Raw genomic sequence first — 24,661 nt, 5'->3', positions numbered from 1 at the left:
GCCCGACCCGGGGGCCGGGGGCTCGGGCATCGGGTGCCACGGCCAGGCTTCCTGGCCGTGCCTGGGCCTGTGAAGCACTGCCAGCGGGGCTGGCAGTGGCACCCGCACCCACACCCGCATCTGAGACCGCATCTGCAGCCTCGGCCGATTACTAGCCGGAATGGTGGTACTCATGTTCTTTGTCTTGTCGAAGCTGCTGGGCTATCTGATCTTCCCGCTGACCCTGGCTTTGCTGGGGTTAGTGGTGTTCTGGCTGCGGAGCCGGCGGCGGCCCAAGCCCGCCTGGCGGCTGTTCTGGGCCGCAGTCGTCGTGCTCTGGTTCTGCAGTTGCCCGTGGGGGACCGACGTGCTGCTGCTGCCGCTCGAACGGCCCTTCACCAACGCCCCGGAGCCGGCTACCGCGGACGTCATCATCGTGCTGGGCGGCGCGCTGGACCTGGTGCGGTCTGAGCCGGGGCGGTTGGAATATGGTCCGTCCTCCGACCGCTTCATGTACGCCGTCCTGCTCGCGCGGCGCCTCCCGCAGGCCAAGATCATCTTCTCGGGGGGCACGGCCAGCCTCGTGGACCACGCCAAGACGGAGGCCTCGCTGCTCAAAGGCGAGGCCATCCGGCTCGGCATTGAGCCTGAGCGGATCTACGTGGACGACGCGTCGCGGAACACGCGCGAGAACGCGATCGAGAGCAAGCGCATCCTGGAGCAGATCGGGGGGCAGTCGGTGGTGGTGATCACGACCGCCTTCCACATGCGCCGGTCGCTCGGCTGCCTGCGGAAGGTGGGTATGGAGGCCACGCCGTACGCCGTGGACTTCCGCAACCACCGGGGCGGGGCCAACCTGTTCGGCTGGGTGCCGCAGGCCGACCAACTGGTGGACTCCACGGCGGCGATCAGGGAGTATGTGGGGCTGGTCATGTACCGGCTGAAGGGGTGGGCCAGTTGACCACCGGGCGCCGCGGCGCTGGACCGATGTCGCCTGCGGTTCGTGCAGTGCATTCTTGTTGTCGGGAGGCGCAACATGCGCAACGCTTGGAGCATCGTCTGGGTCGCACTGGTTGTTGGCCTATGGACAACCTGCGTGGGTGGAGTCTGCTGGGCCGACGGTGACGTGCTCACCGTGACCCAGGACGAGAGCTCGATGGAACGCGTCATCGAGCAGTACCTGAAGGAGGCACACCAACTCACGGCCCGGGAGAAGGTCCTCGAGAACGACGACCTGGTGCTGGTCTACGACATGAAGGGCGACCCGGCGCCCAACTACGCCATCACCGTAGACACCCAGTCGGTGCACAAGACCGAAAGCGGAAGGGTCGTGGAGCGTGCCGTAACGGCGCAAGTTTTCACCGGTATCAAGGTGCCCGCGGAGAAGAGCGCAGCCGTGATGAAGGCGATCAATGAGGCCAGCAGGGACAGTTGGTTCTTCGCCGGCTACATTGACGACGACGGGGAAGTCGTGATCCAGTGGAACGTGAACGTCATGTCCCAGGGCCTGCACGCCGAGTATGTCTTCGACATGGTCGCGCGCATGGACAAGAGCTGGGCGAAGCTCTGGCCCATGATCACCGCGGCTCTGCAGTAGCCAGGCGCGTCAGAGCCCGAGCAGCCGCTCGGCGTTGCCATGGGCGATCTTCTCGTAGGCTTCCCGGCTGATCCTGCCGCCTCTGGCGGCCTCATGTAGGTAGGGCGCCAGGGCCATGTCCTCGGACGTGTTCGGGTTGGCGAGGTCGGTCGCGAACAGCAGGCGGTCCTGGAACTCCTCGAGGAAGGCGTAGCCGAAGTCAGGATCGCGACGAATGGCGTTGAAGCCACTACCGCCGGTGGCGGGGGAGAGGTCGGCGTACAGGTTCGGGTAGGTGCGGAACAGTTCCACGACGCGGCCGCCGGGCGCCACGGGGCCCTTCGGGTAGCCGCGCCGCGTCTCCTCGGTCACGTCCCCACTGATCTCGGCCCAGAAGGGCTGGGAGTGGCCGATGAAGCGCAGGCCGGGGAACTGGCGCAGGGCGTTCTCCAGCAGCGGCAGCCCCAGGCGGTCTATGAGGCCATAGCAGCCGCCCTTCTGAAAGCCGATGTGGAACAGCAGGGGCAGGTCGTTCTCCTCCGCGTGGTGGAACAGGTTCAGCAACTGCGGGTCATCCAGCGGCACATTGCAGGACATCTCACCGATGCCCCGGCAACCGTGCTGCTTGTAGAAGCGCATCAGGTGCCCCAGGTTCGCGTCCGGGCGGTTGGTCAGTTGCGTGGGCGCGAGGTTCATGAAGGGGATGAAGAAGTCCGGGTAGCGGCTGCAGATGTCCAGAATCTCGCCATTGCCCTGGACATCGTGGACGCCGTCGGCGTGGACGCCCGGCAGGATGACCGCCCGGCGGACCCCCAGAGGCTTGAGCACCTCCATGGCGCGCTCGGGGGAGGGATAGGTCCCGCCGCTGAGGCGCTCGGGCGAGACATGGGCGCGCACGTGGACGTGCGTGTCAATGAAGTAGGTCGGTTCCATGGCTAGAGCCCCAGTACCCTCTCGGCGTTCTTCCAGCCGATCTTCTCGTACGCCTCGCGGCTGAGCTTCCCGTTCGCCACTGCGTCGTTGAGGTAGCCGATCAGCGTCAGCTCGTTGCGCGGGTCGCAGATGTCCGTGCCGAACAGCAGGCGGTCCTGGAACTCGTCCATGAAGGCGAAGCCGAACTCCGGGTCGCGGGCGATGGCGTTGAAGCCGCTGCCGGCGGCGGGGGAGAGGTCGCCGTAGAGGTTCGGGTACTCGCGGAAGAGCCGCACCACGGCCCCGCCGGGGGCCACGGAGCCCTTGGGGTATGTGTTGCGGAGGTCCTCGGTCAGGTCGCCGCTGATCTCAGCCCAGAACGGCTGGGAGTGGCCGAAGAAGAGCAGGTTGGGGAACCTCTTGAGGGCACCCTCCAGGCCCGGCAGGCCGAGGCTGTCCACGATGCCGTAGTAGCCGATGGGCTCGGGGGCCAGGTGGAAGGTGATCGGCAGCTTGCGCTCCTGGGCGTGGGCGAAGAGGTTCTCCATGCGGGGGTCATCGAAGGGCAGGCTGGCGCAGACCTCACCGATGCCCTTGCAGCCCCGGGCCATCCAGAAGTCCATGAGGTGCCCCAGGTTGGCCGTCGCGGAGTTGCCGACCGCGCGCGGGTCCACGTTCATGAAGGGGATGAAGAAGCCCTCGGACTCCTCAACGATGCGGATGACCTCGCCGAGGCTCTGGGGGATGTAGGAGCACTCGGGGTTCACACCCGGCAGGATCACAGCATGGCGCACCTTGTGGGGCTTGAGCATGTCCATGAGCTGCTGCGGCGTGGCATATGTGCCCCCCGAAAGCCGCTCGGGGCCCGGGAAGTAGCGGGTATGGACATGGATGTCAATGAACATGGCGAGGCACCTCGGGGGGTGGGGATTGGGTGTTGGGGACGGCAAAGGCATGGGTGAGGCACGAGGTCTGTTCCCCCCGGGGGCGCAGAGACCTGCAGTGAAGTCCCTGCTGCTCCCAGGGCCCGCTACCGTGCCAACTGCCCCTTGAGCCAGCAGTAGATCGTGTCGGCCAGTTGCTTGTAGCCCCCGGCGTTCTCATGCAGGCCGTTGGAGCCACGGCTGATCCGGACGTCGGAGCGGGCATTGGCGGGGGAGAGCACGGTTGGGTAGCCGTGGACGGTGTCCAGGTTTGTGAAGCCGGGCACGATCGTGATGTGCTGGGCCTCTCGATTCCCCCAGCGAGCGTACATGCGCTCGACCACTCGGTGCTGGTTCTTGCGGTACTGCCAGCGGGTCTGTCCACAGCCATAGTTGGCGCCGAAGCCATCCTGGCTCGCCGTGGGCGGCATCATGGTGAGGAGGCCGATCCTGGTGTCGGGGCGCACGCGGCGGAACTCGGCGATCAGGGCCTCCATGTTCGCCTCGTATCGGTCGCAACTGGCCTCAATCGTGTCGTCCTTGGCGGCGAAGTGGTCATTGCCCCCCAGAGAGATGAGTATGAAGTCGGGGCCCTGGCCGCCGTTGTTCTCGTCGCAGTACCTCTGGAAGTTCAGTGTAGGCTTGCCATTCTCCTCGAAGAGGAACGGGCTGCGCCCGCGACGGCCCGGGGCTTCCCAGACCTCCGGGCCCCACTTGGTCAGGAAGGTGGCGGCAGCCCAGCCGCCATAGCCCTCGTGCCGGACGCGCGGCAGCGCGGGATTCGGGGCGAAGCTGCCGACCTCGGTTAGCGTCGGGTTGCCCTCGCCGGCGCACAGCTCAAGCAACTCGGCCGGGTAGATGTTGAAGTGAGCATCGCTGGCAGCCACGATGAGCAGTGTGATGGCCTGGCCCCGGCCGGCATCGGCCGGGAACACCCGGATCGTGGTCCTACCTTCGGCCCAGACGCGGTCGTCGGGCCCTGTGAACGTGATGGACAGCGGGAAGTCACCGACCTCGTCCGGCGTCGGGGTCCAGGTGAAGCGCTCCTGCTGCTGTTGGCCCTTGTCGCAGGCCACGTCCACCTCGAGCAGGGCGGCGACGCCGCGCGGGGCGAGGACGAGGTTGTCGAAGTACAGGTTGCACTCGCGTCCGGGGACGGCAGCGATCACGGGGGGCAGCAGCAGGCGTAGGTCTCTCACCGTGGCTCCTGGGATGGCGGGCTGTGTCGGCGCGGCAACGGCCGCCGGCAGGTGGGCGAGGCTGGCGGCGAGAACGGCAGCAAGGGCAAGCAGGGGTCGGCTCATGCCGCGCGCCTCCGGGGGCAGGTTCGTCAGTGGCTGCGGCAGCACCTCGCCAGCACCTCCACGCGGGAGATGCGTGCGAGGCTTGGGTCCTGGGGAGCAGAGCGGGAGTGCCGCCGGGGCGGAGCTGGCGCTACCTGAGGGTCAGCCTGTCGAATGGGCAGGCTGCATGGTCGAGTTCGGTGTGGGTGGAAGGCAAGTGAGTCAGGGGCGGTCCTGCTTGTCGCGCAGGCCGCTGCCGTTGGCCGCGCGCGATGCCGCGCAGTCTCTCCAGAGTCGGGACGCGCACTAGGCGGATGACGTGGCGAGCGGCGGTCACGTCGAGCTTGGCGCAAGGCTTCAGCCCGGCGCGCTCGCGCACGTCCTTGGGGATAGTGACTTGATACTCGGCTGTTACGGTGGTCCTGGGCATGCGGCATCCCCCAGCACGCCAATCCTGCGGTACTAGCCTTCGAGAAGTACGCGGTCCTCGTCCGGAGGACGCCAGTAGTACTCCCCCAACTTATCGCGCAGGTCCCTGCGCGTAAGCACCGACAACTGCAGGACCTTCGGCGCGCTGGGGATGTCCCGGTTGCGCTGGACTTCTCTGCAGTGAACCTTGTAGATGTCCCGGAAATCGACCATGTAGTGCCGGACTGTATGCTGGACCCGGTCGCGCCCGGCCATGACGTAGGCCGGGAGTTGCTCCGCCGGCGCATAGACGAAATACTCGACGAAGGCGTATGCCATGCCAGCCAACTCTCTGCGCGCCCGCTCCTCCTCGGGCATCCGTACCCACTGCTGCGGGGGCGCCGCTTGTTCCGCGGTCATCCGGTGGTTGACTCTGGTGAAGTCCTCCACAAGGAATGGGTTCGACAGGAGTTTCTGATCGATCTGTGTGAGGGGGGCCAAGGACACGATCCCCTCCTCTATCGAGCAGCACGGCGACATGACGACTGAGAATGCCGTCCTCCGCACTCTGATAGAGAAGTCCCCTTCCGCCGGGTCCGGGTTCAACTGCTCTGTCACGTGCTCGAGGGCAGGCACCCCGAGCAGGACATCTCCGAACCGAAGGTTGGCATCTGGGACTGGTTCGTAGAAGCCCCCGTTACTCATCCTGATAAAGGTCCCTCACATCGTGGAAGGTGGGCGGGAGGGTCTTGCGGCGCGCGTCAACGAAATCAGCAGCGACTTCAACCGCCTCAATGGCCACGAGCCGACCCTCCGCGTCGAGTCGGACGGTGATCCTGTACGGGCCCAGTGCCCACACCGCCCTGATGGGCTGCTGCCCCCCCAGCTCTCCGGTCGTCTCAGACGAGACGGTCGGATCATCGGGACTGGTGTCGTGAGCGTGCACCCTACCCACCCTCCCGCCGCATGTAGTCGTAGACAGGCTGTTTGATCGTCTCGGAGAAGGCCTCGTCGATCAGTGTGTGGAGTTCGTCGGTGACGGTGAGGCATTCCCCAGACGGGACATCCTTGGCAAACCCGTCGAAGTCCAGCACGAGCACGAAGCCGCTGTCGGCGTCGCTGTCCTTACGGAGCGCCTCAACATAGCGGAGTTGGTGCCTCCCCCTGGTCACGATGGCGGCAAAACTCATCTCCTCGGCATCCGCTAGGCTGAAACGGGTCAGAGGGAACGAGGTGGAGTAGTAGGCCTCAAAGCTCTCGTTCGTCTTCTCCATGATAGGGCAGTGATCCACGTACCTGAGTCCAACCCGTGCGTACTCTGGGACGGGGGCCACCCCGGCAAACGCCGTGAGCACGCGTTGGATCACGTCGCGGAACCTGTTCGCGTCGTCCTTGTCGTAGGTCTTGTGGTGTTCGGAGGTGATTGCGAGACTGTCGGTCGTGACGGAAAGCTTGTAGCCCTTCGGCGAGTTGAACTGCCAGATCTTCCTGCTTGTAGGCCCATCAACGTCGGGCGGCAGGCGAGGGGACTCAGGTGGCTCCACCGCGATGTCGGCGAACACGACGTGCTGCTGACGCAGCAGCGTGGCCTCGGGGAATTCCTGCATGACCTGTTGCTGTAGGTCGCCGATTCTACTCTCCAGGAAGAACAGATTGGGGAACCTGATCTGGAAGAAGACCTGTTTGACGGTCGGGTTTGGGAAGACTTCGTTGATGGGCACGCTTGTACTCTCCTAGTCCCGGCAGCACGGTTGCGGGACAGAAGTCCCACTCACCTTAACAACAGACGGGGCGTGAGCGTCCTCCCAGGCTGAGGGCACTTGGTGCCCCGAACCGGGGACGCGAGTGAACGCCTATTCAGCACCAAGGCCGCCTACACCTCCCCCCTCCATACCGTCCATACCACCGCCCCAGCGCCTGCACCCGGCAGAAGTCTGCGAAGCTGACGTTCTCGGGGACTGAGTGGTCGGAGTGGAAGATGTAGCCGCCGTTCTGCTTGAGGAGCGGGAGCTTCTCGGCGATCTCGCGCTCGGCGGCGCCGCCGTCGGTCCAGTTGCGCACGTCCAGGCCACCCTCCAACACCAACCGGTCCCCGTACTCCCGCTTGATTGCCAGCGCGTCCATGCCCGCCTTCTGCTCCAGGGGGTTCAGCGCGTCCAGGCCGATCTCCACGAACTCCGGGATCAGCTCCATCACGTTACCGCAGGAGTGCAGGTGGGTCTTCACGCCCCGGTCGTGCGCCCAATCTATCATCCGCTTCATCGCCGGCTTGACGATCCGGCGGTACATGTCCTTGGAAAAGAGCAGGCCGTTGCGGTAGCCCAGGTCGTCGGGCCAGCGGACGCAGTCGGGCCGGTAGCCGCGGTCCCACATCATCTCCAGCAGGGCGAGGTCCAGCTCCAGGCAGGTGTTGATGAAGTCCTGGCAGAACTCCGGGTTGTCGGCTAGGGCGATGAGGGTGCGGTCGTAGCCGACCACCCAACTGGCCATCACGTCATAGCCGAACCAGGTGCCGAACTGGACCCAGGCTCCGCTGGCGCGCCACTGCGGGTAGTGCTCCTCCAGCAGTTTCCAGTTGACCCGGTCCGGGCCGGGGGTCATGCGCTGCTTGATCTCCGGCCATGACTCGGCGTTGATCTTGAAGTCCAGGAACTCCGGGACGCTACCGCGATGGGTCCAGTTGCGCATCGTCGCGCCCCAGGTCGTCGTGTGGATGCGGTACTCGTCGGTCTGCTCGAGGGTCTCGACCGGGAAGCGGGGGCTGTTGTCGGCCTGGTAGCCGGCGATGTTGTCCCAGCCGAAGAAGGCGGCCGGGCCGACACCCTCGGGCAGGCCCTCGCGGTGCCAGCGCTCCAGGGTGCTGGCCCACGGGCCATCGTGCATCGGCAGGCGGTCGGGGCTTTCGTGGTTGTAGACGCGGGTCAGGCGCTCGTGGGTGGTCATGCGGAGGCCTCCGGGGGCGGGAATCGGGATCCGGGATCCGGGAACGGCCACGGCTACGACACGGCCGGCGGGCCTGGAGGCCCGCGCTCCACACGGAACGGGCGTGCCGCAAGCGGCACGCCCTGTGTTCGTCATGGGATGGGGGGAGACCTGTGTCTAGAACTCCGAGCGGTAGGTGAGGCCGAAGCCCGGATCCTCGTTCAGGATGCCGCCTTCGAGCGACAGGCCCTTGGTGAGGTTGTAACGCAGGTCGGCGTTGAAGTTCTCGCCATCGTACTCGGCCTGCACCAGGCAGTCCTTGAGCGCGTTGAACTCGAGGCCGCCGAAGAAGCCGTCCATGGCGCCCTCACCGCTGTCGCTGGAAGCCCAGCCCGCGTGCAGGTTGATGCAGGGGCTGTTGGCGTCAGTCGGGTCGAACCGGAACCCCTTGCTGAGGACCAGGTAGATGGAGCGGTTGATCTGGTTGGCGATGTCGAAGCAGCCGACCGCCATGTCCGGGAGGTTGGGCTCCTCGAGCCACTTGGCCACGCTGAGGCGGTACTTGGCGTTGATTATGGTCTGGGAGGAGTCGTGGTCGCTCTCCGCCTCCTCGTCACCCGCTGACTGGATCCAGGCTCCGCCGACCTCCAGTTCGGCCGTGACGCCGAAGTTGATGTTGGCCATCCAGGTGGCGTCGGGATGGCGGTTGACCCAGTGGACGCCCAGCGAGGTGGCGGTGGCGGGGGGGGTGAAGGCGCTGGGAGTGGCGATCAGGCCCACATTGCCGTACCACGATGACGTGGCGGTATTGGAGGTGTTCTCTGCGCCCCAGACGCTGACGATGGAATCAGCGGCGAGGGTGGGGGCGACAGCTAATACAATCAACCCGACGATGATGACGGCGGAGCGCATCCGGCTCACCTCCAAGGGATCTGGCCGCGGCGGGCGCGACAGGACCAGTATAATCAGGGGGGAAGGCGAAGTCAACGGCAGCCTGGGGGGCGGTGGGAACTGTCGTGTGGGCACAGGTGTTCGAAAAGGTGAGGCCGGGGGAGTGGTCTTCACAACGCACAAAGGCCTTGACCCTGGCGGCTGGCTGTGCCATAATAAACATTCCGGACGCCGTGAAGGTCGTATAAGGGATTACCGGTTGAAGGCAACACAGCTTCGGCTACTCCACGACTCTCGATAGGGACCCGCCGTCGAGAAGTGGGGGCTTTTTTGTTGCCCGCGTAGGCCGGGCCCCTGTGCTTTCCACCAGGGGTTCGCCGGCTGGCATGTTCCGCATACCGCAGAGGAGGCATCGCGCAGCATATGGCCACGACACAAGGGATGCCCGGCGTTATCTACGAGTCGCGCCGCAAGACCCCCGAGATCATCGAGCTGCCGTACCTGATCGAGATCCAGACGTCCTCGTATGATTGGTTCATCGCGCATGGGCTGCGCGAGTTGTTCGACAACTTCTCCCCCATCGAGGACTACACGGGCAACATCAGCCTGGAGTTCCTGGACTACCGCATCGGCGAACCCAAGCGCTCCATGGCCGAGTGTCGCGAGCGCGACGCCACCTTCGAGGCGCCGCTGTACGCCAAGGTGCGCCTGGTGAACAAGGAGAGCGGGGAGATCAAGGAGTTCGAGGTCTACATGGGGGAGATCCCCCAGATGACCGAGCGCGGCACGTTCCTGGTGAACGGGGCCGAGCGCGTGGTCATCAGCCAGCTCTCGCGCTCCCCGTCGGTCTACTTCCGCGATGCCATTGACAGCTCCGGACGGGTACTGTATTCGGCGCAGGTCATCCCCAATGACGGCGCGTGGGTCGAGATTGACACGGCGGCCAGCGGCGTCATCGGCGTGAAGATCGGCCAGGCGCGGAAGTTCCCGGTGACCACGCTGCTGCGGGCGCTGGACTACCTGGAACACGGCGCGACCGACCCCAACACCCCGCCCACCGGGACCGACGAGGAGATCCTGCGGGCCTTCGGGCAGCGCAAGCGGATGCCCGTGAAGGAGCTGCTGAGCCTGCTGACGCGGCGCGAGGACGAGGGCGCCCCGGGCCTGGAGACCCATGACGAGTACTTCTCGCTGAGCCGGATCGTCAACGAGGACGGCGAGGTCGTCGTGGACCAGCTCGGCGTCATTGACGAGCGCGAGGCCAAGGAGATCCTGCGACTGGGCCGCAAGGAGATGGATGTCATCGTCGTCCCCCACCAGATCCGCATGACCCTGGCGGACGACAACACACACAGCGGCGAGGAGGGCTTGCTGGACGTCTACCGCAAGATCCGCCCCGGCGACCCGCCCATCGTGGAGAGCGCCGAGTCGCTGCTGCGCGCCTATTTCTTCGACATCAAGAAGTATGACCTGTCCCGCGTGGGACGGTACATGATCAACAAGAAGCTGGACATTGGCGTAGACCCTGAACTGCACATCCTGACGCGGCGGGACATCGTGGCCATCGTCAGCTACCTGCTGAACCTGTCGAAGGGCGAGGGGCAGGTAGACGACATTGACCACCTGATGAACAAGCGCGTCAAGGCCGTGGGCGAGCTACTGCAGACCCAGCTTCGCACCGGGTTCCTGCGCATGGAGCGGGTCGCCAAGGAGCGCATGACGAGCCTGGACCCCGACGACATGCAGCCGCAGTCCATCATCAGCATCAAGCCGATCACGGCGGCGGTGAACAGCTTCTTTGGCAGCGGTCAGCTCTCACAGTTCATGGACCAGATCAACCCGCTGGCCGAACTGGCGCACAAGCGCCGCCTGTCGGCCCTGGGGCCGGGCGGTCTGTCCAAGCAGAGCGCCAAGCTGGAAGTGCGCGACGTCCACCACTCGTACTATGGCCGCATCTGCCCGATTGAGACGCCGGAAGGGCCGAACGTCGGTCTGATCGGCTATCTGGCTCTGCACGCCCGGCTGGATGACTACGGCTTCATCGAGACGCCGTACCGGAAGGTCAAGGGCGGGCGGCTGACCGACGAGATAGACTACCTGACGGCCGATGATGAGGAGACGTACAACGTCGCGACGATCTCCGAGCCGGTGGATGAGCGCGGTCGGTTCGCGCGCGAGCGGATCGTCGTGCGCAAGGGCGGCTCGTTCCCGCAGGTCACGCCCAACGAGGTGGACTACTGCGACGTGTCGGCCAAGCAGGTCTTCTCGGTCGCCACGGCCCTGATTCCGTTCCTGGAGAACGACGACGCGGTGCGGGCGCTGGCCGGCTCGAACATGCAGCGGCAAGCGGTGCCGCTGCTGATCACCGAGCAGCCGATCGTGCGGACCGGCGTCGAGCAGCGGTCGGCGGAGGACTCCGGCGCGGTGCTGCTGGCGCCCGAAGACGGGGATGTGCTGGAGTCCGAGGCGGACTTCGTCAAGGTGCGGTACGTAAGCGGGGACGAAGTGACGTACCCGCTGTCCACGTTCCTGCGCACCAACATGGGCACGTGCATCAGCCAGAAGCGGCTGGTGCGGGCGGGGCAGAAGGTCGTCAAGGGCCAGCCGCTGGCCGACGGCGCCTCCACCAACAGCGGCCAACTGGCCCTGGGGCGCAACTGCCTGGTATGCTTCTTGCCCTGGGAAGGCTACAACTTCGAGGACGCCGTGCTGGTCAGCCAGCGGCTCGTACGCGATGACGTGCTCTCCTCGGTGCACATCGAGAAGTGGGAGTGCGAGGCGCGCGACACCAAGCTGGGGCCCGAGGAGATCACGCGCGACATCCCCAACGTCGGCGACGAGGCCCTCAAGGACCTGGACGCCAACGGTGTGGTGCGGATCGGGGCCGAAGTGCGGGCCGAGGACATCCTGGTGGGCAAGGTGGCCCCCAAGGGTCAGTCCGAGCTGACGGCGGAAGAGAAGCTGGTCATCGCGATCTTCGGCAAGAAGGCCGAGGAGATGCGCGACGTATCCCTGCGGGTGCCGCACGGGGAGAAGGGCATCGTCATCGCGACCAAGATCTTCTCGCGCTACAAGTACCGCTGCGACCGGTGCGAGTCCATCTACGACTTCGGCAAGCCGATCGAGGGTTCGCTGGAGTGCGACCGCTGCGGCGGGCGCCTCAAGAAACTGCCCGGCGACGAGTTGAAGCCCGGCGTGAACCAACTGGTGCGGGTGTACGTGGCGCAGAAGCGCAAGATCATGGTCGGTGACAAGCTGACCGGCCGCCACGGCAACAAGGGCGTCATCTCCAAGATCCTGCCGATGGAAGACATGCCGTACATGGCCGACGGGACGCCGATTGATATCTGTCTGAATCCGCTGGGTGTGCCGTCCCGCATGAACATCGGCCAGCTCCTGGAGACGCACCTGGGGTGGGTGGCCCGGAAGCTGGGGCGCGTCTACATCAGCCCGGTGTTCCAGGGCGTGCCAATTGATGAGATCAAGTCCGGCATGGGCGAGGTGGCCGAGAAGCTCAACCGCGAGATCCTGCTGGACTACGCGCAGGTGGAACTGAATCGGTTCGAGCAGACCGTGGAGATCGGGGACTTCACGGGCGACTTTGCCGCCCTGCAGGCCGAGGTGCGGCGGCAGCTGCTGGCCGCCGGCAAGGACCACCTGGCCGAGCTGGCCGAGTGGCTGGGCATCGCCGAAGAGGCATGGGAAAAGGCGAGCGCGGCGCAGGCAGCCGACTTGGTGCTGCAGCAGGCCGTCGCGAACGCCTACCAGCGGCGCGCCTACGATGCGCGCACCGGCAAGGCGATGCTCTTCGACGGCCGGACCGGCGAGGCGTTCAACCAGCCGGTCAACGTCGGCGTGATGTACATCCTCAAGCTCCTGCACCTGGTCGAGGACAAGATCCACGCACGCTCGACCGGCCCGTACTCGCTCATCACGCAGCAGCCGCTGGGCGGGAAGGCGCAGATGGGCGGCCAGCGCTTCGGTGAGATGGAAGTGTGGGCGCTGGAAGCCTACGGCGCGGCGTACTCGCTGCAGGAGATGCTGACGGTGAAGTCCGACGATGTCCAGGGGCGCGTGGCGACCTACGAGGCCATCGTCAAGGACGAGAACATCAAGGAGCCCGGCACGCCGGAGTCGTTCAAGATCCTGGTGCGCGAGATGCAGAGCCTGGGTCTGGACGTGAAGGTGGAGAACCGGGAGGGCAAGGCCCTGGACCTGCGGACGGACGGGGACGAGGGGCGGTAACCCACCCCCGTCGCTTCGCGCCGACCCCTCCCCGCGGGGGAGGGGTGAGGCCCAAAGCGGCCAGGTAGTGCCCCCTCCCCTGTGGGGAGGGATGCCCGAGCAGAGCGAGGGCGGGGTGGGCGACGTCGCAATGAGCATACATTCGGAGGAGGAGAACCTTTGAGTTCCACAACCGATTTCGACGCGATTACTATCGGTCTGGCTTCTCCCCGTGAGATCCGCAGTTGGTCTTTTGGCGAAGTCAAGAAGCCTGAGACCATCAACTACCGCACGTACAAGCCGGAACGCGACGGCCTGTTCTGCGAGCGCATCTTCGGGCCCACCCGCGACTGGGAATGCCACTGCGGCAAGTACAAGAAGGTCAAGTTCAAGGGCATCAAGTGCGACCGGTGCGGGGTCGAGGTGACGCGGAGCAAGGTGCGGCGCGAGCGGATGGGCCACATCGAGCTGGCCGCCCCCGTGTGCCACAGCTGGTACCTCAAGGGCGTGCCGAGCCCCATCAGCCTGCTGCTGGACATGTCGCGCCGGACGCTGGAGGAGGTCGTGTACTTCGCCTCCTACATCGTCACCAGTGTGAACGTGGAGAAGATGCAGCGGCGGCGCGCGGACATCCTGGCCGCCATCAACGAGGAGAAGCAGGCCATTCTCGACTCGCGCGACCAGGAAGTCGTGCGGCTGCGCGAGGAGTATGAGGAGGGGCTGCGACAGAGCCAGGAGCGCGAGGCTGAGGAGGCCGCCGCCGAGGAGGAACTCGAAGCCGAGCCGGAGGAGGGAGTGGAGGAGGAAGAGGAGGAGGTCAGCGAGGTCGAGGAGGACGGCGAGGAGCTGGGTCTGGACGAGGAACTCGAAGAGCTGTCCGACGACGAGGACATGCTGGACGAGGACGGCTACCCGGCGATGTCCGAGAGCGAGAGCGCCTGGGGCTCGCCGATGACCGAGGAAGAGCTGAGCCGGCGCATCATGAAGGCGCAGGAAGTCACGCACCGGCTGGATGAGCTGACCGCGGCCGCCGAACTGCTGTTCAAGCTGACCCCCAAGATGCTGATCTCCGAGATGGAGTACCGGCGCCTGGTGGAGCTGCTGGAAGTCTGCGAGGAGCGCCTGGATGGCAGCTTCGCCGACCTGTTCAAGGCCGGGTTGGGCGCCGAGGCCGTGCGGGACCTGCTCAGCGAGATTGACCTGGACGAGCTGGCCCACGACCTGCGGCAGGAGATTGACGAGCGCACCGGCGCGCGGCGCCTGCGCGCCGTCAAGCGCCTGCGCGTCGTCGAGGCCTTCCGCAGCAGCCGGAACCGCCCGGAGTGGATGATCCTGGAGGTCATCCCGGTGCTGCCGCCCGAGTTGCGCCCGATGGTGCAGCTCGACGGTGGGCGCTTCGCCACCTCCGACCTGAACGACCTGTACCGCCGGGTCATCAACCGCAACAACCGCCTGCGGCGCATCATCGAGATCAATGCGCCCGAGTCGATCATCAACCACGAGCGGCGCCTGCTGCAGGAGGCTGTGGACGCGCTGATTGACAACAGCCGCCGCAGCCGCCCGGTGACAGGCAGCAACCGCCGGCCGCTGAAGTCGCTGTCGGACATGCTCAAGGGCAAGGAAGGCCGGTTCCGCAAGAACCTGCTGGGCAAGCGCGTGGATTACTCGGGCCGCTCGGTCATCGTGGTCGGCCCCGAGCTACACCTGCACCAGTGCGGCCTGCCCCGCGAGATGGCCCTGGAGCTGTTCAAGCCGTTCGTGATGAACCGGCTGGTGGAGCAGGGGCACACGACCAACATCAAGACCGCCAAGCGCATGGTGGACCGGCTGCGCAGCGAGGTGTGGGACGCGCTGGAGGAGGTCATTGACGACCATCCCGTGCTGCTGAACCGCGCCCCGACGCTGCATCGCCTCGGCATCCAGGCTTTCGAGCCGGTGCTGATTGATGGCAAGGCGATCCAGCTTCACCCGCTGGTGTGCGAGGCCTTCAACGCCGACTTCGACGGCGACCAGATGGCCGTGCACGTGCCGCTGTCGGCGCACGCACAGGCCGAGGCGCGGCTGCTGATGCTGGCCTCGCGGAACCTGTTCAAGCCGGCGGACGGCGCTCCGATCTGCGCCCCGAAGTACGACATCGTGCTGGGCTCGTACTACATGACCCAGGAGAACAAGACGGGTCTGGGCGCCGGGAAGGTCTTCCAGAACGCCGAGGCCGTCATCGCGGCGTACCAGCACCGCAAGGTGGACCTGCACGCCAGCGTCACCGTGCGGCTGCCGCAGATTTTCCTGGAAGCCTATGAGAAGAAGACGCGCGAGATGCCGCTGGACCCGCAGCTCGACCTGGACATCCGCCGCATCGTGGCCGAGGTGGTCGGGGACGAGCACCCGGTGCGCGACCGGCGCATCGAGTTCACGCTGACCAAGGACATGATGGAGGAAGAGGAGCTGCCGTACCGCGGGCAGTGGAAGGAGCGCTTCTCGGAGATCCCCGAGCTGCGCGTCCCCATCGTGGACAAGACGGAGGCCCTGGTTGACGCCCTCAAGACCCGTCTGCAGGAGGCCTGCGACGGCGGGTACTTCCCGGTCAACGGGCGGATCGTGACGGGCTGCCACCGGGTGCGCCTGGAGACCACGCCGGGCCGCGTCATCTTCAACCGCGTGCTGCCGCTGGACATGCCCTTCCTGAACCACGACATCGCCAAGGAAGAGCTGGGCAACACCGTGCGGCGCGTCTACCAGAGCTACGGCCAGGAGCGGACGGCGCAGTTGCTGGACGACCTGAAGGAGCAGGGCTTCAAGTACGCCACGCGCTCGGGTCTGTCCATCTGCATTGACGACACGGACGTGCCGACGCGGCGCGAGGAGATCATCTCCCGCACCGAGCGCGAGGTCAACCGCATCAATGAGGCGGCGCGGCGCGGCTACATCCTGGAAGACGAGCGCGAGCAGCGGGTGCTGGAGCTGTGGCAGAGCGCGCGCGAGGAAGTCGCCGACGACATCCTCAACAACATTGACAGCTTCAACTCGATCTGGATGATGACCAACTCCGGGGCGCGCGCCAACCGCAGCCACATCTCGCAGATCAGCGGGATGCGCGGTCTGATGAGCGATCCGTTTGGCCGCCTGATCGAGGACCTGCCCGTCAAGAGCAACTTCCACGAAGGCCTGAACGTGCTGGAGTACTTCGTGGCAACCCACGGCGCGCGCAAGGGCCTGGCGGACACCGCCCTGCGCACCGCTGACGCCGGCTACCTGACCCGGCGCCTGGTGGACGTCGCCCAGGACGTCATGATCCGCGACTTCGACTGCGGCACCACCGACGGCGTATGGGTCTCGAACATGTACGCCCAGGAGTTGCACTGCCCCGTGTGCGGCCAGGAGGACGTGCTGCGCGAGGGCAAGTGCGAGTACTGCGACACCGAACTGCCCATCACGGCGACCGAGGTGCTGCAGAAGCTCGAGGACCGCATCATCGGCCGGACCGCCGCCGAAACCATCTTCAACCCCGAGACCGGTGAAGTGATCGTGCCGGCCAAGGACGAGGTTGACGAGCGGGCCGCGCGACACATCGTCGAGGCCGGGATCAAGAAGGTCAAGGTGTCGTCGCCGCTGACGTGCGAGCTGCGCAGCGGGATCTGCGCCAAGTGCTATGGCCGCGACCTGGCCCGCCAGAAGCTCGTGGAGCCGGGGACCGCGGTAGGCATCATCGCCGCCCAGTCCATCGGCGAGCCGGGCACGCAGCTCACCATGCGCACCTTCCACACCGGCGGCGTCGCCGGCCAGTACATCACCGGCGTCGCGGACGTGAAGAAGCGCAAGCAGCAGGCCCTGCGCTCCCTGCACGCCGACATTGACAAGGGCGTTGTGTCGCTGGAAGTGGCGGGCCAGGGCCGAGCCCGGCGCAAGGCCATCAAGGAAATGCTCAAGGTGCTCGAGACGCCCGTGCATGGTCTGCTGCGCGTTGTGGAGCTGTTCGAGGCGCGCACACCCAAGGGGCAGGCCATCACGGCCCAGGTGGACGGGACGGTCGCGGGCATCGAGACCACCGGTCTGCGCAGCGTCATCATCCACTCCGAGCACAGCATTGACGACCTGCGGGTGATCCGTGGGGAGCGGCTGGCCGAGGACGTGGGGTCGCCGGACGGCAAGACGAAGCTGGCGCGTGCGGGCGAGAAGCTGCTCAAGAAGGTCCGCATGCGGCTGAAGAAGGCCGGCGTGACCCATGTGAAGATCGCGACCGCTCACCTGGTACCCTACCGCGGCGAGCTGTTTGTCCGCGAGGGGACCGAGGTGCGCGCGGGCGACCGGCTGACGATGGGCCCGGTGGACCCGCAGAACATCCTGGACATGAAGGGCACCGACGGCGTGCAGGACTACCTGCTGCGCGAGGTGCAGACGGTGTACAAGGCCCAGGGCGTGGCGATCAACGACAAACACATCGAGGTCATCATCCGCCAGATGCTCAAGAAGCGGAAGATCAAGGACCACGGCGACACGCGGTTCCTGCCGGGCGAGATCTCCGACCGGTTCGACTTCGAGGACGAGAACCGGCGGGTGCGGGAGTTCGGCGGCCGCGAGGCGACGGCCGAGCCAATCCTGCTGGGGATCACGCAGGCGTCGCTGGCGACCGAGAGCTTCCTGTCGGCGGCGAGCTTCCAGCGCACCACGCGCGTGCTGACCGAGGCGGCGTGCGGGCACAAGCGCGACCCGCTGCTGGGCCTCAAGGAGAACGTCATCATCGGCCGCCTGATCCCGGCGGGGAGCGGCATGCCGACCCACCGCGACCGCGACATCACGATGGCGGACGGGGCCATCCCCGAGTTCGTGCCGCCCAAGCGTGAGGAGACACCGGAGGAGGCCGTGCAGAAGCTCATCAGCGAGTTTGGGCGACTGCAGGAGGCCGTGCCGGAGTTGGACCTGAGCGACCTACCCGACCTCGAGGATGATGTGGAGGACGTAGAGGAGGACGAGGAGTAGGGGACAGAGCGATCCGCTCAGTCGTGAGAGGACTCACAATACGGCCGCGGGCGCCCCGGATCAGGGGTTCCCGCGGCTGTTGGGTTCTCAGGAGACGACCGAGCGGCGAGTGAAAGGACGGGGATGCACAGCGTAGCTCCAGCCAACCACCTCTCGGCTGTCTCTGTACTTGTGGATCTGGGCGGGCCGGGCTGGCTTTATCTGTACCTCCACGATCGCCTCCACCGCATCCCAGCCTGGCTTATTGAGCTCCTCATTGAGTTCGGCCAACATCTCCTCGGCCTTCGCCATCATCTGTGGCTTGGTCTTGGGGCCGCCGGTGAGTATCTCCGCGAGCGCCGAAGTGGCCGGCCCGCTAACGCCATTGAGGAGCACGATGAGTTGCTCTTCGTCACGGCCGCGCCGTCTGTCAGCCTCCGTCTCGCCCGACCACCTGGCGACAAGCAGGTGGCCGAGGAGCTTGAACTCGCCGGGATCGTCCTGGGCCTTGTAGTTCTCGAGCAGCGGCTTCACGGGCTTGCCATACACGTAGCGGACGAAGCCGCGGTCAGCCTGCTTCCTGCCGCGAGCCAGGTGCACCTCGGAATAGAACCGTCTTGTGAAGCCTTCCTCGTCGGTCGCTCGCCTGGCCTGGTCCTGCGGCGCAGCGCCATCCTGCCTGGTCTTGTTGGGTGCCGGGAAGCGCTTGAGCGCGACGTAGCCGCACAGCGCGCTGGGGTCCGTCCACGGCTCCGGAACCGGCTCGCCCAGGCCGTAGACCCTGTGCAGCAAGTACTCGGTGACCGGGTTAACGTCAGCGGAGGCGATCACGACCGCGCTGCAACTGCTCAACTCACTGCCTATGCCAGCGTAGAACTCCTGGAGGAATACCTCCCGGTTGGGCTTGTCCTTGGGGTACGCATGTTCGGGTGAGTAGAGCGGGGTCGCGAGCTTGATGCTGCTGGGCTCGCGCACCTGAGTGAGATAGGACACGAGGTCCGAGACGGTGCGGACATCCCAGTCGCCGACCATCTCGCGGTTGAGCGTGTCGTTGTGGATGGCGCCGGTGAGGATCTTCATTTCCTTCTCGCGGGGGAACCGGTCCCAGAAGGCCCGCCGCTGCCGGTCCGGCAGATCCCGCTCGAGGAGGCGAGTGAGTATGTCCTGGATCTCGCTCTTGAGGCCGGCGGCGTTCTGGTCGTCATGCTCCATGTACCACAGCGCACGGATATCGAAGGCCAGGCGCTTGCGGGCCCCCGGACACAGACGCGGGTTCGGCTCGATCTCGTGCGTGTCCTCGGCGACCGGCTGGATGGGCTTGCGGTCGAAGGGGATGGCGTCCAGGCCCCGACCGTGGCAGTAGCCCAGCCAGAACAGGCCGAGAGGATCGTTCTCACTGACGTCAATGATCGTGCAGAAGGAACTCCCCAGAGCCTCGGCGACAGCCTGGAAAGTCGCTGCCGGCCCCACCTCAATCATGTTGGCCTGCTTGAGGGGCTCGCGCTTGCCGTTACTCTCGTCCGCCAGCGCGCTGAGTACTTGCTCCCACGGGGCCTTCGCCTTGTCCTCCTTGGCCTGCACTTCCCTCACGATATCGGACATGGCCACGGCCACCGCCCCTTCGAGGAGACCGTAGACGTCGAGCGTGATGTCGTCGGGGGCTTCCGAGTGTCCCGGCACCCGCGGCCGCGCGGGCTTGGTCTTGAGTACCGAGATCTTCAGTTCGCGCACCATGCCCTGGGCCTGCGGTGGCGTCGTGACGTGCTCCTCCAGAGCGTAGGGTGATGACTCTGGGTTGATTGGGGCCACCCCGGGGTAGAGCAATACCTTCTTGTCGTCCAGGGCCAGGCAGTTCCGGAGGGCATCGTTGCGCATCACGCCGTGCGGGGAGGTCTTGTCGGCATCATTGACCATGAAGATAATCGGCCGCTCCAGGCCGTAGGCCAGGCCCAGTTCATAGAAGACATTCGGGTTGGGGAAGGTGATGTCGGCAATGACCAGGTCGGTCTCTTGCAGCACGTGGCAGATCTTCTCGCACACGATGTAGCCAGTGGAGCGCACGTGGTCTGCGCGACGGAGGTTGTCCCCACAGAGGCCATACTCGTGCTCCAGGTATGGGAAGAGGCTCCAGTCGTCGAAGGCATCGAAGTTGGTCTTGAAGGGGGTGATAACGAACACGCTGAGGTCGCCACAGGTCATCGTGGCGGGTGGGCCCGACGTGTTCGAAGAGAAGATGCACTGCTTGCCGGTCATGAAGCAGCGCTTCATCACGCGGCGACGCCGGTCTGTGCCCACCTCTTGGAGCAGATTCTGAGACCTCTTGCAGACTCTCTGCTTCGCGTCCGTCTGATCCTGGCTCATCGGTTCCCTCCCGTCGCGGCCCCCTTGCCGCCACGCCGCCGCGGAGTGTGCGCCTGTCTCCCTTGCTGACGCCGCGCCCTGGCGCCAGGTCAGGCGTAACGCGAGTATAGTCAACGGGGGGGACATGGGCAAGGGGAATGTGGGGCCGGGCGGCGTCAAGGGGCGAGACGTGGACGCGGACGTCTTGGTGGGGGAGTGTTCGGTGGAAAAAGTGTGGGGTGCAGGCAGAAAGTGGATGCTGGACGCTTGACTTGGGTTCCGCCGTTGGCTATACTACATCGTCTGCCGGGTAAGCGCGGCTGCTTTGGGCGAAAAAAGCGCTGTTCGGGCCGCTGCGAACTACCCGTGCTATCTGACCCGATGTCTGGGGCTCTGCGGAACTCGACTGCTTCCATCGCGCATGTATCACGCGAGGCAGTCAACGGCACCAAGGGGTGATGAAGCCGAAGGTGGAAGCCGCCAAACAGGTGGCCCCCGTTCGCTTCTTTACCAATTGACGCCACTTCGCAGACCCCTTCCCGAGATTGCTCGGAAGGGGTCTTTTGCGTCCGCCGCAGCCCTGTCTTCCGCCCCACGACGCGGGCTGGAAGTCCGCACTACGAAACAGGGACGGCGGACTGTCTGCCTGTACGGGGTCGCGGTCGGTGACCGCTCCCACTGAGGAAGCCGCGGTCGGTGACCGCTCCCACCAAGGAGTACAAGAGTGCCAACCATCTCTCAACTGGTGCGCAAGGGACGAGCCAAGAAGGCGCGCAAGCCCAAGACCCCGGCCCTGAAGGTCGCCTGGAACGCCCTCAAGCGGCGCGGACGCGTCGTGGATGGCGCCCCGCAGCGGCGCGGCGTCTGCACCCGCGTGTGGGCGCAGACCCCCAAGAAGCCGAACTCCGCGTTGCGCAAGTGCGCCCGTGTCCGTCTGTTCAACCGCCAGGAAGTCACTGCGTACATCCCCGGTGAGGGCCACAACCTGGCCGAGCACTCCGTCGTACTGGTGCGCGGCGGCCGCGTCAAGGACCTCAACTCGGTGAAGTACCACGTGATCCGCGGGACGCTGGACACCGAGGGCGTCCAGGGCCGCAAGCAGTCGCGGAGCAAGTACGGCACCAAGAAAGCGTAGTTTTCCCGGGGTCAGCCCCCTCCGGCCAGGCCAACGCCCGGCCTGCGGGGAGAGACCCCTTGTCTAGTGTCATCCTGGGTGGGCCCTGCTGCAGCGGGCGACGAGAACTGGAAAGCTCGGCCCAGGATGGCAATCCAATATTGAACGGCGGGAACCGGGGACCGGGCATCGGGAACCGGGGACGGCCGGGCGGGGCACAAGCCCCGGCCCTACAGTCGGCGGGGTACAAGCCCCCGCCCTACAGTGGAGCGAAGATATGCCGCGGAAGGGCGACGTTCGAAAGCGCGAAGTACCGCCGGATCCGGTATTCGGTAGCGAAGTGGCCACCCGCTTCATCAACAAGATTCTGCTGGGCGGCAAGAAGAGCACCGCCGAGAGCATCTTCTACGGCGCCATGAGCGACATCGCCGACACGACCGGCGGCAATCCGCTGGACGTACTGCAGACCGCTGTCCGCAACACGATGCCGCAGGTCGAGGTCCGGCCGCGACGCGTGGGCGGCGCGAACTACCAGGTGCCCGTCGAGGTACCGGCTCGCCGCCAGATCACGCTGTCGGTGCGCTGGATCATTGACGCCTCGCGCAAGCGGAACGAGCGCACCATGCGCGAGCGTTTCGCCAAGGAGATCATGGACGCGGCCAACCGCGAGGGTGCGGCCTACCGCCGCCGCGAGGAAGTCTATCGCATGGCCGAGGCCAACAGGGCCTATTCGCACTATCGGTGGTAAGGACCAGTCGGCGGGCACTGTCTGAGGGGCAGGTCCCGCCGACCTTGACTCATACGGGTAGTACGGCAGGACACGTCCCTACGTACCTGGTGAGGCAGAGCTGATGACGGGCTGGATGAGGCACAGCCAAGCTAGGAAGTGGCACAGTGGCCGCGGACGTCGCGCTGGACAAAACACGGAACATTGGCATCGCGGCTCACATAGACGCGGGCAAGACCACGACTTCGGAGCGGATGCTGTTCTACTCGGGTCGGGTGCACCGCATCGGCGAGGTGGATGAGGGGAACGCGACCATGGACTATCTCCCCCAGGAGATGGAACGTGGCATCACGATCACCTCGGCGGCGACGACGTATTTCTGGAACGACCATCGCATCAACCTGATTGACACACCCGGCCACGTGGATTTCACGGCCGAAGTCGAGCGATCTTTGAGAGTACTGGACGGGCTGGTTGCGGTCATGTGCGCCGTCGGTGGTGTGCAGCCGCAGTCCGAGACCGTATGGCGGCAGGCGAACAAGTACGCCATCCCCCGCTTGATCTTCATCAACAAGATGGACCGGATGGGCGCGGACTTTCACGACGTGCTCCACCAGGTGCGGAAGCGCCTGGGGGCAGACGCCCTGGCCCTGCAGATCCCGATTGGCGCCGAGGAGAACTTCGTCGGCGTCGTGGATCTGATCGAGATGCGCGCGATCTACTGGGAAGAGGACGACGAGCTGGGCGAGACCCCGGTCTACGACGAGATCCCGTCCCATATGCAGAGCAAGGCGGAAGCCTTCCGTGAGCACCTGATCGTCTCGCTGGCCGACACGTCTCCGGAGCTGGAGGCGAAGTACTTCGCCGGGGAGATGCCGACGGTCGAGGAGATGCACGCGGCGGTGCGGCGCGGGTGCCTGCACGGCGGGTTGGTCCCTGTGCTGTGTGGCAGCGCCTTCAAGAACAAGGGCATTCAGCCCCTGCTCGATGGCATCGTGAACTACCTGCCCTCCCCGCTGGATGTGCCGCCGGTCGAGGGTGTCCGGCCCAAGCACGACGAGCCCATCTTCCTGCACGCCTCGCCCGAAGAGCCGCTGGCCGCGCTGGTGTTCAAAGTCGTCACCGACCCGTTCGTAGGGCAGCTTTCGTACCTGCGGGTGTATTCGGGGAAGCTGTCCACCGGGCAGACGGTATACAACGCGAACAACGGCAAGAAGGTGCGGGTGGGGCGGCTGCTGCGGATGCACGCCAACCGCCGCGAGGACGTGCAGGAGGCGATGGCGGGGGACATCGTGGCGGCGGTGGGTATCGGGCGCACCATGACCGGCGAGACGCTGTGCAACGTGGACAAGCCGCTGCTTCTGGAGCAGATCAGCTTCCCCGAGCCGGTGATCTCAATGGCCATCGAGGCCAAGGCGAAGGCGGACGAGGAACGGCTGGCCGACGCGCTGGGCAAGATCGTAGCCGAGGACCCCACCTTTGCGGTGCGCACGGACCGTGAGACCGGTCAGCAGATCATCTCGGGCATGGGGGAGTTGCACCTCGAGATCGTCAAGGATCGGATCAGGCGCGAGTTCAACGTCGAGACCAACGTCGGTAAGCCGCAGGTGGCGTACAAGGAGACGATTTCGCGGGTCTGCGAGGGGCGCGGACGGTTCGTGAAGCAGACCGGCGGACGCGGCATGTACGGCGATGTGGAGATGCGGCTGGAGCCGCTGGAGCGGGGCGAAGGCTTCGAGTTCGTGGACGCGACGAAGGGCGGGCCGATCCCGCGGGAGTTCATGCCCTCGGTGGAGAGCGGCGCGCACGACGCGATGGAGGCCGGACCGTTCCGGGGCTACCCGGTGGTGGACGTGCGGGCGGTCGTGACAGACGGATCGTCGCACGATGTGGACTCCAACGATGTCGCCTTCAAGATCGCGTCGAGCATGGCTTTTCGCGAGGCGTACACGAAGGGCTCGCCGCTCCTGCTGCAGCCCGTCATGCTGGTAGAGGTCGTCACGCCCGAGGCGCACATGGGCGATGTGATGAACGACCTGGTGTCCCGGGGCGGCAACATCACGCAGATGCGGCCCTCACCGGGCGACACCCAGACGATCCTGGCGGAGACGCCGCTGGCCAACATGTTCGGTTACGCCACTTCCTTGCGGTCCCTGACACAGGGCCGCGCGACGTACACGATGGAGCCGCACAGCTACGAGCCGGTCGCTCCAGACAAGTCATAGAACAAGAAACGAAGACACGTTTTCTTCAGGTTGGAGGAACCCATGGGCAAGGAGAAGTTTGTCCGCGACAAGCCGCACGTGAATGTGGGGACGATCGGTCATGTGGACCACGGGAAGACGACGCTGACGTCGGCGATCACCAAGTGCCTGGCGGTGACGACGAACACGAAGGCGCTGGACT

The 24,661-nt window shown here is 65.7% G+C and carries 17 protein-coding genes; 8 read left to right on the top strand and 9 right to left on the bottom strand.

The window, feature by feature from the left end:
* Positions 1-172 precede the first annotated feature (172 nt).
* Positions 173-940 (top strand): YdcF family protein, encoded by a 768-nt coding sequence (locus tag LLH23_19030; protein MCE5240559.1) that lies wholly within the window; start codon positions 173-175, stop codon positions 938-940.
* A gap of 75 nt (positions 941-1,015) precedes the next feature.
* Positions 1,016-1,576: a YbjN domain-containing protein gene (locus tag LLH23_19025; GenBank protein MCE5240558.1), complete on the top strand. Its 561-nt coding sequence runs from the start codon at positions 1,016-1,018 to the stop codon at positions 1,574-1,576.
* A 9-nt stretch (positions 1,577-1,585) separates the two neighbouring features.
* Here LLH23_19025 and LLH23_19020 read toward each other — a convergent pair whose 3' ends face one another.
* From LLH23_19020 to LLH23_18985, 8 genes are all read right to left on the bottom strand, one after another.
* Complete coding sequence (locus LLH23_19020) at positions 1,586-2,488, bottom strand: amidohydrolase family protein (GenBank protein ID MCE5240557.1); 903 nt, start codon at positions 2,486-2,488, stop codon at positions 1,586-1,588.
* 2 nt (positions 2,489-2,490) lie between these two features.
* Entirely contained in the window at positions 2,491-3,372 is an 882-nt protein-coding gene (locus LLH23_19015) for an amidohydrolase family protein (GenBank protein MCE5240556.1), read from the bottom strand.
* 125 nt (positions 3,373-3,497) lie between these two features.
* Positions 3,498-4,694, bottom strand: coding sequence for a hypothetical protein (locus LLH23_19010; GenBank protein ID MCE5240555.1), 1,197 nt, complete (start codon positions 4,692-4,694; stop codon positions 3,498-3,500).
* 130 nt (positions 4,695-4,824) lie between these two features.
* Entirely contained in the window at positions 4,825-5,103 is a 279-nt protein-coding gene (locus tag LLH23_19005) for an AbrB/MazE/SpoVT family DNA-binding domain-containing protein (GenBank protein MCE5240554.1), read from the bottom strand.
* 32 nt (positions 5,104-5,135) lie between these two features.
* Complete coding sequence (locus LLH23_19000; protein ID MCE5240553.1) at positions 5,136-5,786, bottom strand: hypothetical protein; 651 nt, start codon at positions 5,784-5,786, stop codon at positions 5,136-5,138.
* 242 nt (positions 5,787-6,028) lie between these two features.
* Positions 6,029-6,802, bottom strand: a complete 774-nt coding sequence (locus tag LLH23_18995; protein MCE5240552.1) for a TIGR04255 family protein — start codon at positions 6,800-6,802, stop codon at positions 6,029-6,031.
* Positions 6,803-6,938: 136 nt separating this feature from the next.
* A complete protein-coding gene (locus tag LLH23_18990; GenBank protein ID MCE5240551.1) occupies positions 6,939-8,024 on the bottom strand; it encodes a hypothetical protein in 1,086 nt (361 codons plus the stop codon).
* A gap of 156 nt (positions 8,025-8,180) precedes the next feature.
* Positions 8,181-8,915, bottom strand: coding sequence for a YjbH domain-containing protein (locus LLH23_18985; GenBank protein MCE5240550.1), 735 nt, complete (start codon positions 8,913-8,915; stop codon positions 8,181-8,183).
* A gap of 402 nt (positions 8,916-9,317) precedes the next feature.
* Between LLH23_18985 and rpoB the strand changes: the two genes are divergently transcribed.
* Together rpoB and LLH23_18975 are read left to right on the top strand one after the other, a co-directional pair.
* The gene (rpoB, locus tag LLH23_18980; GenBank protein MCE5240549.1) at positions 9,318-13,139 is read left to right on the top strand and encodes a DNA-directed RNA polymerase subunit beta; all 3,822 of its coding nucleotides are present in this window, start codon (positions 9,318-9,320) and stop codon (positions 13,137-13,139) included.
* Between the two features lie 159 nt (positions 13,140-13,298).
* Positions 13,299-18,095, top strand: coding sequence for a DNA-directed RNA polymerase subunit beta' (locus LLH23_18975; protein ID MCE5240548.1), 4,797 nt, complete (start codon positions 13,299-13,301; stop codon positions 18,093-18,095).
* An 87-nt stretch (positions 18,096-18,182) separates the two neighbouring features.
* On the opposite strand, the gene LLH23_18970 is transcribed toward LLH23_18975, so the two are convergent.
* Positions 18,183-20,342: a hypothetical protein gene (locus LLH23_18970; GenBank protein ID MCE5240547.1), complete on the bottom strand. Its 2,160-nt coding sequence runs from the start codon at positions 20,340-20,342 to the stop codon at positions 18,183-18,185.
* Between the two features lie 796 nt (positions 20,343-21,138).
* On the opposite strand from LLH23_18970, the gene rpsL reads away from it, so the two are divergent.
* From rpsL to LLH23_18950, 4 genes are all read left to right on the top strand, one after another.
* Positions 21,139-21,549: a 30S ribosomal protein S12 gene (gene rpsL / locus LLH23_18965; protein MCE5240546.1), complete on the top strand. Its 411-nt coding sequence runs from the start codon at positions 21,139-21,141 to the stop codon at positions 21,547-21,549.
* A gap of 256 nt (positions 21,550-21,805) precedes the next feature.
* Positions 21,806-22,276, top strand: a complete 471-nt coding sequence (rpsG, locus tag LLH23_18960) for a 30S ribosomal protein S7 (protein MCE5240545.1) — start codon at positions 21,806-21,808, stop codon at positions 22,274-22,276.
* 146 nt (positions 22,277-22,422) lie between these two features.
* Positions 22,423-24,480, top strand: a complete 2,058-nt coding sequence (gene fusA, locus LLH23_18955; protein MCE5240544.1) for an elongation factor G — start codon at positions 22,423-22,425, stop codon at positions 24,478-24,480.
* 42 nt (positions 24,481-24,522) lie between these two features.
* Positions 24,523-24,661, top strand: a 139-nt coding sequence (locus tag LLH23_18950; protein ID MCE5240543.1) for a GTP-binding protein, incomplete at its 3' end; no start/stop codon positions are given.

Source organism: bacterium (assembly GCA_021372615.1).
In the GTDB taxonomy this organism is placed as follows: Bacteria; Armatimonadota; Zipacnadia; order Zipacnadales; family UBA11051; genus JAJFUB01.
This window is presented reverse-complemented; position numbering and strand designations above follow the sequence as displayed.

What these genes read in the sequence shown, in the direction of transcription:
- LLH23_19000 (MCE5240553.1), bottom strand. Translation starts at nt 5,786, where the DNA reads ATGAGTAACGGGGGCTTCTACGAACCAGTCCCAGATGCCAACCTTCGG.
- rpoB (MCE5240549.1), top strand. Translation starts at nt 9,318, where the DNA reads ATGGCCACGACACAAGGGATGCCCGGCGTTATCTACGAGTCGCGCCGC.
- LLH23_19025 (MCE5240558.1), top strand. Translation starts at nt 1,016, where the DNA reads ATGCGCAACGCTTGGAGCATCGTCTGGGTCGCACTGGTTGTTGGCCTA.
- LLH23_19030 (MCE5240559.1), top strand. Translation starts at nt 173, where the DNA reads ATGTTCTTTGTCTTGTCGAAGCTGCTGGGCTATCTGATCTTCCCGCTG.
- LLH23_19010 (MCE5240555.1), bottom strand. Translation starts at nt 4,694, where the DNA reads ATGAGCCGACCCCTGCTTGCCCTTGCTGCCGTTCTCGCCGCCAGCCTC.
- LLH23_19015 (MCE5240556.1), bottom strand. Translation starts at nt 3,372, where the DNA reads ATGTTCATTGACATCCATGTCCATACCCGCTACTTCCCGGGCCCCGAG.
- LLH23_19020 (MCE5240557.1), bottom strand. Translation starts at nt 2,488, where the DNA reads ATGGAACCGACCTACTTCATTGACACGCACGTCCACGTGCGCGCCCAT.
- rpsG (MCE5240545.1), top strand. Translation starts at nt 21,806, where the DNA reads ATGCCGCGGAAGGGCGACGTTCGAAAGCGCGAAGTACCGCCGGATCCG.
- LLH23_18990 (MCE5240551.1), bottom strand. Translation starts at nt 8,024, where the DNA reads ATGACCACCCACGAGCGCCTGACCCGCGTCTACAACCACGAAAGCCCC.
- LLH23_19005 (MCE5240554.1), bottom strand. Translation starts at nt 5,103, where the DNA reads ATGCCCAGGACCACCGTAACAGCCGAGTATCAAGTCACTATCCCCAAG.
- LLH23_18985 (MCE5240550.1), bottom strand. Translation starts at nt 8,915, where the DNA reads ATGCGCTCCGCCGTCATCATCGTCGGGTTGATTGTATTAGCTGTCGCC.
- LLH23_18970 (MCE5240547.1), bottom strand. Translation starts at nt 20,342, where the DNA reads ATGAAGCGCTGCTTCATGACCGGCAAGCAGTGCATCTTCTCTTCGAAC.